Genomic DNA, 8192 nt, shown 5'->3' with positions numbered 1-8192 from the left:
CCCCGATGGCGATCTTCCAGTCAACATCTCTATTGACTGAACCACCGCTATCGGGAGCAAACCCCCTCCCACCGTTTTAACTGATGACAATCCCCTCCCCCGACAACCCAACCACTCCCACCAGCGTCACTGAATCCCCGCCAAAACTGATCACGGTATCCCCGCCCACCACCTTGGCGTGATCACGATAATCGCCACTGCTCTGCACGTCCGTAAACACCAATTTGTCCGTTGGCTGATAGCCAATAATCCGGTCCTGGCCAAACTGCCCGCTGAATAAAAACGTGTTGTGCCCGCTGCTGTCACGGATCGTGTCGTTACCCTTGCCGGCCTCGATAAAGTCCGCGCCCTTGCCGCCCTGGATCAAGTCATTGCCAGCGCTGCCAATGATGAAGGTGTCGCCTTTGTGGGGCTCGGCGTTGCGATTGAGGTCCTGCACCCACGTGTTGGCCCGCGCAGGGTCCGACAGGTTGGCGACAATAATCGTCGAGTCGCGAGTCATCACCTCATAGAACCCGGACTCCAGAACACGCGTCATGCCGTCGCCATATCCGGTGGGCAAATGGGAGATCCAGGTCGGCAGGTTGGTGATGGAAAACGGCAGCACATTCCACAGCGTTGAGGCGTAATGGTCGTTGAAGCTGACGATATTGTCGGTGGTCGATTCATGGGGCTTGTCATGCACGCCCAACGACGACCAGTTGACGGATGAGCCGTCCAGCGCACGGAAAACCGGATCGTTTTCATAGCCGACATTGAGCACCTTGTCGCCGCTGCTCTGGGTCGGCGAGGCGTAGGCCACATAGTTGGCGTCCTTGAAGAAGCCCGCCCATTTGCTGTTGCTCAAGTCCGCCATGCTGTTCACCGCCAGGCCGCCCAGGCTGTGGCCGCTGACTACCACGTCGTGGCCGCTGAGGCCGTGGGCACTGGCGTAGTCGGCGATGTTCTTGAGCAAACCGCCGAAGGCTTCGCCGGCGTAGTTTTTTGCGTAATCCTTGGGCCCCAGGGCCGCGAGCAGATCGCTGACCAGATCGCCGATGGAGTCGCTGATCAGGCTTTCCCGTGGGCCTGAAGTACCACGAAAACCGATGCCGATTTCCAGCAGTTTGCCGGCGTCATCGTACTTGCCGAGCACTTCGACCTGGGCCGTGGTGTAGCCCGGTTTTTCGCCAAAGAAGGTGCCCCTGGCGTCGACCTTGCCGGTATAGCCCAGGGCGCTGGCGCTGATAGGTGTCCAGCCGGCTTGTTGCACGGCCTCCAGGGCGGCTTTTTCCGAGTCGGGGTTCCAGGGAATGCCGGGGATCACGCCCTGGGAATCACTGCTGCCTAACAACGCGCCGACCAGGGTGGCCGGCAAGCCAAAGCCCAGACCGTTGTGCTGATAACCCACGGCAAAGCCGTTATCCAGGTTGTGGTAGGTGTACAGCGTGATCGCCATGGCATCGGCGAACAACGCTTTGGAGCCTTCGGCGCCCAGGTTTTTATAGTCGAATACACCCATGGTACTGCCTCTCTTTTGTTGGAGTTGTCGAGAAAGCTGGTTAACGCTGTGCGGGCCCGAACGCTTCGTCCACCTTGGCCAGATCGGTGTCGCGCAAGTTGCCGGCGTAGTAATGCAATTTGGTCCAGGCCATCAAATAGTCGTAGCGAGCCTGGGCGAGGTCGCGTCGGGTGCTGTACAGCTGCTGTTCGGCATTCAATGCATCGAGATTGACCCGTTCACCACCGAGGATGCTCTGCTTGGTCGACACCACCAGCGCCTCGGCCGACGCCAGCGCCTTTTGGTACGCACGCAGCTTGCTCACGCCCGACAAACAGGCACTGAACTGCCGACGCAGTTCGATCAGGGTTTCCCGGGTCTTGCCCTCCAGCTCGTACTCTGCCTGCTCCATGGCGCGACTGGCCTGGCGAGTAGAGGCCGATATGCCGCCACCCGCGTACAGCGGCAGGCTGACTTCCACGCCAATGGTGTTGGTGTCATAGCGCTGGTTGTAGGTGTTGCCGCTATCGGACTCCTGCTGGCGTGAACTCGCGTAGGCCGTGACCTTGGGCAAATGCCCGGCGCGATTGCGCTCCACTTCGTAGCGCGCCACCTCCAGGGCCTGGCGTTGAGACGCGAGGGTGGGGTTATTACTGATTGCCAGTTCATGCCAAGTTTCGTAATTGGCCGGGGTCAGTGCGAATGCGGCGAAATCCTGGTTCAGCGGCGCCAAGTCGTGGATGTTGACGCTCTGCACGCCGATCAAGGCGCCCAATTCCCTTAACGACGCGTCTTGTTCGTCCAGCGCTTCGATCTCTTCGGCGGTGGCCAGCTCGTAGCGCGACTCGGCTTCGAGAATGTCGGTACGGGTGCCCTCACCCTGCTGGAATAGATGCTGGTTCTGCTGAAACTGCTGCTCGAAGGCCTTTTTCTTGGCTCGGGCGATGTCGATCTGGTCCTGGGCGAACAGCGCTTGGGTGTAGTAGGTCAACACCCGCACCAGCAGCGCCTGGCTCTTGTCACGAAAACTTTCGTCGGCAAACAACGCCTGGGCCACGCCTTTGCGGTAGTTGGCATAAGCCTCGTAGTCAAACAGCGGTTGTTGCAGGCTGAAGGTGGAACCGTAGCTGTTGTAGTTGCGGTCGTCGTGATAATTGCCGCCGCGCCCGTCGGGCAAGGTGGCCTGGGAGTTGTTGCGGCCCTTGTTGTAGTTGTACGACAGCTTGGGCAGCAAACCAGCACGGCCGATGGTGCGGTTTTCCAGGCCGGCGTCGCGCTCCTTGATCGCGCCAAGAAACACTGGGTCGTTGCGCAAGGCTTGCTCGTAGACATCAAACGGGCCCATGGCAGCCTGGGCACTGGCGCAGCAGAACAACAAGGCAATAAACACAGGTTTCATGTTCATTCCTCGGTCAACGCTGAGCCGGCGCGATCCAGCAGCGGTTTGAACAGGTAATTGAGCAGCGAGCGCTCGCCCGTACGCACGAACATCTCGGCGGGCATCCCCGGCTTGATCACCAGACCCTGGAGTTTTTCCAACGCTGCCTCGCTCACCGTGGTACGCAGCACGTAATAGGGCGCACCGGTTTTCTCATCAAGCATTTGGTCGGCAGAAATCAGGCTGACCTCCCCCGGCACGCGCGGCGTACGGCTCTGGTTGAACGCGGTGAAGAGAATATCCACCGGCAAGTGCGTGCCGACTTTGTCCACCAGATGCACCGGTAGATGCCCTTCCACCTCCAGGCGTGTGCCTTGGGGCACGATCTCCAGCAGGGTTTCACCGGCACGCACCACAGCGCCTTCGGTGTGCACGCCGAGGTTGACCGCGATGCCGTCGGCCGGCGCGTTGATTTCGCTGTGTTGCAGGTCGAACCCGGCAGAGGTCAGTTGTTGCTCAAGGGTCAGGCTGCGCAGTTGCGCGTCGGCCAATTGGCTGCGCACTTCCTTCTGATACTCCTCGCTGTGCTGCTGCAACTTGAGACGCGACTCGACGATGCCCTGCTCTACCCGGCCGCTTTCCCCGGTGTTTTGCGCCAGGTCTTGTTGCACTTGGGACAATTGGCGCTGGTACTCCATCAGCCGATTGCGCGGGATGTAGCCGTTGTCGGCCAAGGGTTGCAGGTTGCTCAGTTGATCACGCAGGGATTGGGCCTGGGCGGTCAAGTCGCTGCGGGCACGACGCATGCCGCCGAGTTGCGCGGTGGCGCCGTCGATATTCGCGCGAATGCCGGCTTGCTCGCGGGCGAAGGCCTCGCGGCGGCTGCTGAACAGCTGACGCTGGCCTTCGAGCACCAAGGCCAAGGCAGGCTCGGGATTGCTGCTCAGCTCGGCGGGAAAGGTGATGGAGGATTGATTGTCGCGCTCGCTCTGCCAACGCGCCACACTGGCCCAGGCCATACGGTACTGGGCTTGCAGCGATTGCACGTCGGCCTGGTTCTGGGTCTGGTCGAGACGGAACAACGGCTGGCCTTGTTTCACCAGCTCGCCTTCACGCACCAGAATACGGCTGACCACACCGGGACTGAGGGTTTGCACAGCCTTGCGCTTGCCGGACACCACCACCGTGCCTTGCACGGGAATCCCTTGATCCAGCGGCGCGAGGCTGGCCCACAGGAAGAAACCACCGGCACCGACCACTGTCAGCAGCCAGCCCATGCGGGCGAAAAAACCCGCGTCGCGTTGTTCGAAAGTGATGCTGCTCATGCGCCTGGATTCCTTCCGGCTTGATACTGACGACTGAAACTCACACCCGGTTTGTCCTTCGGCGCTTCCTGCTGGCCGGACAACGCCCTAAGCACGTCCTGGCTTGGCCCGAACGCCTGCAAACGGCCTTCGTTGAGCACCAGCAACTTGTCGGCCTGGGCCAACGCAGAAGACCTGTGAGTGACCAGCACCACGCTGCTGCCCTGGGCTTTCATCTGCACAATGGCAGTGGCCAAGGCCGCTTCGCCCACGGTGTCGAGATTGGAGTTGGGTTCATCCAGCACAATCAACCGTGGCCCGCCATACAGCGCACGGGCCAGGGCCACGCGCTGCTTCTGGCCGCCGGACAGGCCGCCGCCGTTATCCCCCAGCACCGTGTCGTAGCCTTGGGGCAGGCGCAGGATCAGTTCATGCACGCCGGCTTGTTGTGCGGCCTTGACGACAAGCTCAGGGTCCGCCTCGCGAAAGCGCGCAATGTTGTCGGCGATGCTGCCGCTGAACAGTTCGATGTCCTGGGGCAGATAGCCAATGTGCGGGCCGAGGTCGTCGCGGTCCCAGCGGTGTATGTCCGCGCCATCCAGGCGCACGGTGCCGGCCAGGGTCGGCCACACGCCCACCAGCACACGGGCCAGGGTGGATTTTCCGGAGCCCGAGGCGCCGAGCACGCCGAGCACTTCGCCCGCTCCTAAGGTAAAGCTGACTTGATGCAACGTCGCCACGCGCTTACCCGGCGGGCCGGCACTGACCTGTTCGAAGCTGACTTGGCCCTTGGGTGCGGGCAGTTTCATCTGCTCCACTTCCGGAGGGAACTCACGCAGTAATTCGTCCAACCGCTGGTAGGCCAGCTTCGCCGAACTCCACTGCTTCCACACCGCAATCAACTGGTCGATGGGGCTGAGCACACGCCCCATCAGGATCGAACCGGCGATCATCATGCCTGCCGTCATATCGCCCCTGATCACCAGCAATGCGCCCAGGCCGAGTACCAGTGATTGCAAGCATAGCCGCAAGGATTTGCTCAACGAGGTGATCACCGAACCGGTGTCACTGGCCTTGTTCTGCAGGCCGAGGAACTGCGCATGCACCGCAAACCAGCGCTTGCGCAGCGCGCCGAGCATGCCCATGGCCTGGATAGTTTCGGCGTTGTGCAAATGGCTGGTGGCCAGTTGCGTCGACTGTTGGGAGAAACCACTGGCCTCACCCAATGGCTTCTTCGTCAGGTATTCGTTGAGGCACGCGAGGCCAATCAACAGCACAGCACCGGCGGTGGCCAGCACCCCAAGCCAGACGTTGAACAGGAAAATCACAAACAGGTAGATCGGAAACCACGGCGCATCAAAAAACGCGAACAGCGCCGGCCCCGTGATGAATTGGCGGATATGGGTCAGGTCGCCCAGGGATTGCCCGGCATGCCCCTGGCCGCGTTGCAGATTGCGTTCGAATGCGGCCTTGTACACGCGTAAGTTGAAACGCCGTTCCAACTGACTGCCGATACGGATCACGATGAAACTACGGATCACTTCCAAGGTGCCAATAAACGCAAAGAAGCCCACGACCATCAGCGTCAACATCACCAGGGTAGTTTCGTTCTGGGAGGACAGCACGCGGTCGTACACTTGCAACATGTAAATCGACGGCACCAGCATCAGCAGGTTAATTAATGCCGTGAAGCAGCCAACGCTGATCAAGATGCTCTTGTATTCACCCAGCGCCTTGAATAAGGGCGCTACCGCAAAGGGCTTGGCCATATGTTCTGATCTTCCTTAAGCCAAATTTCGCGCATAAGTTGCCCGAGCCCCTGATAAAGGCCGGCTAACTAATAAAATCGAGTTATAAAGTTATAGCGATAACTAAGGCATTCGTTTTAATTCAACCACGACGCCCGCCTGGGTGCGGGCTTGATACTCCCCGTCTTTCTGGCGATTCAAATGAGTGATCCCGCTGCCTTCGGCATTGAATAGCCAGATACCGTCCGGAGTGGGCGACCATGTCAGGGGGGTATCGCCCAGCCATTGGGCGGCACAGGCCACATCACCGCTCAACGCGTTGGCCTGTTCGAGCAGGTCGAGGGCGCACACCTGATCCTGCTGGTGCAGTTGCCAATGCCCGGCCAATTGAGCGCTGGAAGGTAAAACAAGACTGCTCGCCATTGCGTGGGCTCCTGCCGACACGAACATCACCTGCAATACGCAGGCGATAAAGTTGAAAAAACGCTGCATCTTCACGCTCCATCCTGGAGGCGCGACGCCGAAACGCCGCGCCTTTGTATCACGCCACGATGTCGCTGACGGCTGCCTGGCCTACGGTGGTGACGAGGAAATCCGCCACGCCGTGCCCGGAGAAGTCGACGGCCAACGTACCCAGATTGGTACCGGCTGCGTAGGTCAATACCGCGTCGCCGGCATGCCCGGTGAACGCGTTGACGAAGGTCAGGCCAGCACCTTTGGTGATGCCGCTGAGGTCGATCTTGTCCGAACCTGAGGTGAAGTCAAAGATCTTGTCCGCCGCCCCTGGCTTGGAGTCGGAACTGGCACCGAACACAAAGGTGTCATTGCCGGCGCCGCCCCACAGTTGGTCCGCACCGCCAGCACCGTAGATCAGGTCGTTGCCGGCCCCACCCTTGATAATGTTGGCGGCGTTGTTACCGATGATCAGGTCATTACCCGCACCACCGAAGGCGTTTTCGACCGTCACGCCCTTGGCGATGGACACGTTGCCCACCAGGCCGCCTACGTCGGAGAACGAGGCTTCATTGAGGTTGATCTTCTGGTTCTGAGTGAAACCGGAGAAGTCCAGGGTGTCGTTGCCGCCACCGTCCCACACCGAGAACACCAGCTTGTCGGCGTTGGAGGTAGCGCTTAGGAAATCACGCCCGGTGTTGGAATTGAAGCCGTAGGTGGTGTCGCCGGCGCGTGTGTTGTAGTTGGCGCCGTATAGCTTCTGGATTGCTGCGATGTCGTCGATCAGCGGGCCGGAAGCGTAGGCCTCGACGCCGCCTTTGCTGAAGTTCTGGTTGGTGTTGCTCTCGCTCCAGTAACTCATGAGGCTGTAGCCGCGCGTGTCCTGTCCATAGGTCGCGTCTTTGTAAGTCGGCGCGCCTTCGCCGGCGTTGTAGTCGCCAGGGTGAGCCAGGCCGAGGGTGTGGCCGATTTCGTGGGTCAGGGTCTGCCGGCCGTAGTTGTTCAGGTCCGGAGTCTTGTTGGGCGTGTAGCTGTTGTTGGTCAGGTACCACGAGGTGCCGTCGTAGCCTGCACCGGTGCCGGGCAGGTAGGCGAAGGCCGCTGCGCCATCCTGGCCGCTGCTGTAGTTGCCGAATGTCATGTGGCCGTCACCGCCGGTGGCTTTCTCGGTGAAGGTGACGTTGGCCACGTCAGACCAGGATTGCATGGCCAGTGCGGCCTGTGCTTTCTGCTGGGCGTTGAACTGGCTGAAGCCCGAGATGCCATGTTTGTTCATGGTGCTCGACGACGCCGAGGTCAGGAAGGTGTAGGTCAGGTCGATCTTGCCGTTGCCGTCAAAGTCCCGGTACGCGGCGCCGTCGCGCAGCAGCTGGGTGGCGGCCTGGTCGACGGTGTAGGACGGTTTGCCGTTGATCGTGAGGTTGCCGCCACGGTCATACAGATGGCTGAAGCTATCGATTTGCGAGTAAGCGGTGCTGGCTTGCGCCGCCGACACGATAGCCTTGTCTTTTACTTTGGACATAAACGTACTTCCTTGTTTGCAAGTGCATCAGTCTTTGATCGATAGGAACCCCGCGGGCGAGATCGTCCTATCACTCGCCTCTTTTGAAGGCGTAAGAAAACTGACACAACTTGAAATCTTTCGTCTACATCTATTTCCGCCGTAAAAAAGTAGCAAACTGCCAACTAGTGAAACTTTTGTGCCGGGTTTATTGGGGCAACTTGGTTTTGTCCGACAAAAAGCAGCGGACACGTATTTAAATATTAAATAGCACCGATGCCGCTCAAGTTGAGTGGCACAGTTAATAATTGGATCCACTATATTGCCA

General features: G+C 59.8%; 6 protein-coding genes. All 6 read right to left on the bottom strand.

The annotated features are described in order from the left end of the window. Positions 1 to 76 precede the first annotated feature (76 nt). Entirely contained in the window at positions 77 to 1501 is a 1425-nt protein-coding gene (locus BW43_RS01260; protein ID WP_032891492.1) for a lipase, read from the bottom strand. Between the two features lie 40 nt (positions 1502 to 1541). After that, positions 1542 to 2879 (bottom strand): TolC family outer membrane protein, encoded by a 1338-nt coding sequence (locus BW43_RS01265; protein WP_032891490.1) that lies wholly within the window; start codon positions 2877 to 2879, stop codon positions 1542 to 1544. 2 nt (positions 2880 to 2881) lie between these two features. Next, positions 2882 to 4183, bottom strand: a complete 1302-nt coding sequence (locus BW43_RS01270; protein WP_032891488.1) for an HlyD family type I secretion periplasmic adaptor subunit — start codon at positions 4181 to 4183, stop codon at positions 2882 to 2884. Next, positions 4180 to 5931, bottom strand: a complete 1752-nt coding sequence (locus BW43_RS01275; RefSeq protein WP_032891486.1) for a type I secretion system permease/ATPase — start codon at positions 5929 to 5931, stop codon at positions 4180 to 4182. Before BW43_RS01275 ends, BW43_RS01270 begins: the two co-directional genes overlap by 4 nt. 102 nt (positions 5932 to 6033) lie before the next feature. Next, positions 6034 to 6402, bottom strand: coding sequence for an AprI/Inh family metalloprotease inhibitor (locus BW43_RS01280; protein WP_032891485.1), 369 nt, complete (start codon positions 6400 to 6402; stop codon positions 6034 to 6036). 49 nt (positions 6403 to 6451) lie between these two features. Beyond that, on the bottom strand, positions 6452 to 7885 hold the full coding sequence (locus BW43_RS01285) for a serralysin family metalloprotease (RefSeq protein WP_032891484.1): 1434 nt from the start codon (positions 7883 to 7885) through the stop codon (positions 6452 to 6454). Between the last annotated feature and the right edge of the window lie 307 nt (positions 7886 to 8192).

Origin of the sequence: Pseudomonas sp. RIT357 (assembly GCF_000632245.1) — a bacterium.
Classification (GTDB): Bacteria; Pseudomonadota; Gammaproteobacteria; order Pseudomonadales; family Pseudomonadaceae; genus Aquipseudomonas; species Aquipseudomonas sivasensis.
The sequence above is the reverse complement of the archived record's forward strand: the minus strand, read 5'-3'. Positions and strand labels throughout refer to the sequence as shown.

Coding starts and splice junctions, on each gene's coding strand:
- BW43_RS01270 (WP_032891488.1), bottom strand. CDS start 4,183: ATGAGCAGCATCACTTTCGAACAACGCGACGCGGGTTTTTTCGCCCGC.
- BW43_RS01260 (WP_032891492.1), bottom strand. CDS start 1,501: ATGGGTGTATTCGACTATAAAAACCTGGGCGCCGAAGGCTCCAAAGCG.
- BW43_RS01280 (WP_032891485.1), bottom strand. CDS start 6,402: ATGCAGCGTTTTTTCAACTTTATCGCCTGCGTATTGCAGGTGATGTTC.
- BW43_RS01275 (WP_032891486.1), bottom strand. CDS start 5,931: ATGGCCAAGCCCTTTGCGGTAGCGCCCTTATTCAAGGCGCTGGGTGAA.
- BW43_RS01285 (WP_032891484.1), bottom strand. CDS start 7,885: ATGTCCAAAGTAAAAGACAAGGCTATCGTGTCGGCGGCGCAAGCCAGC.
- BW43_RS01265 (WP_032891490.1), bottom strand. CDS start 2,879: ATGAAACCTGTGTTTATTGCCTTGTTGTTCTGCTGCGCCAGTGCCCAG.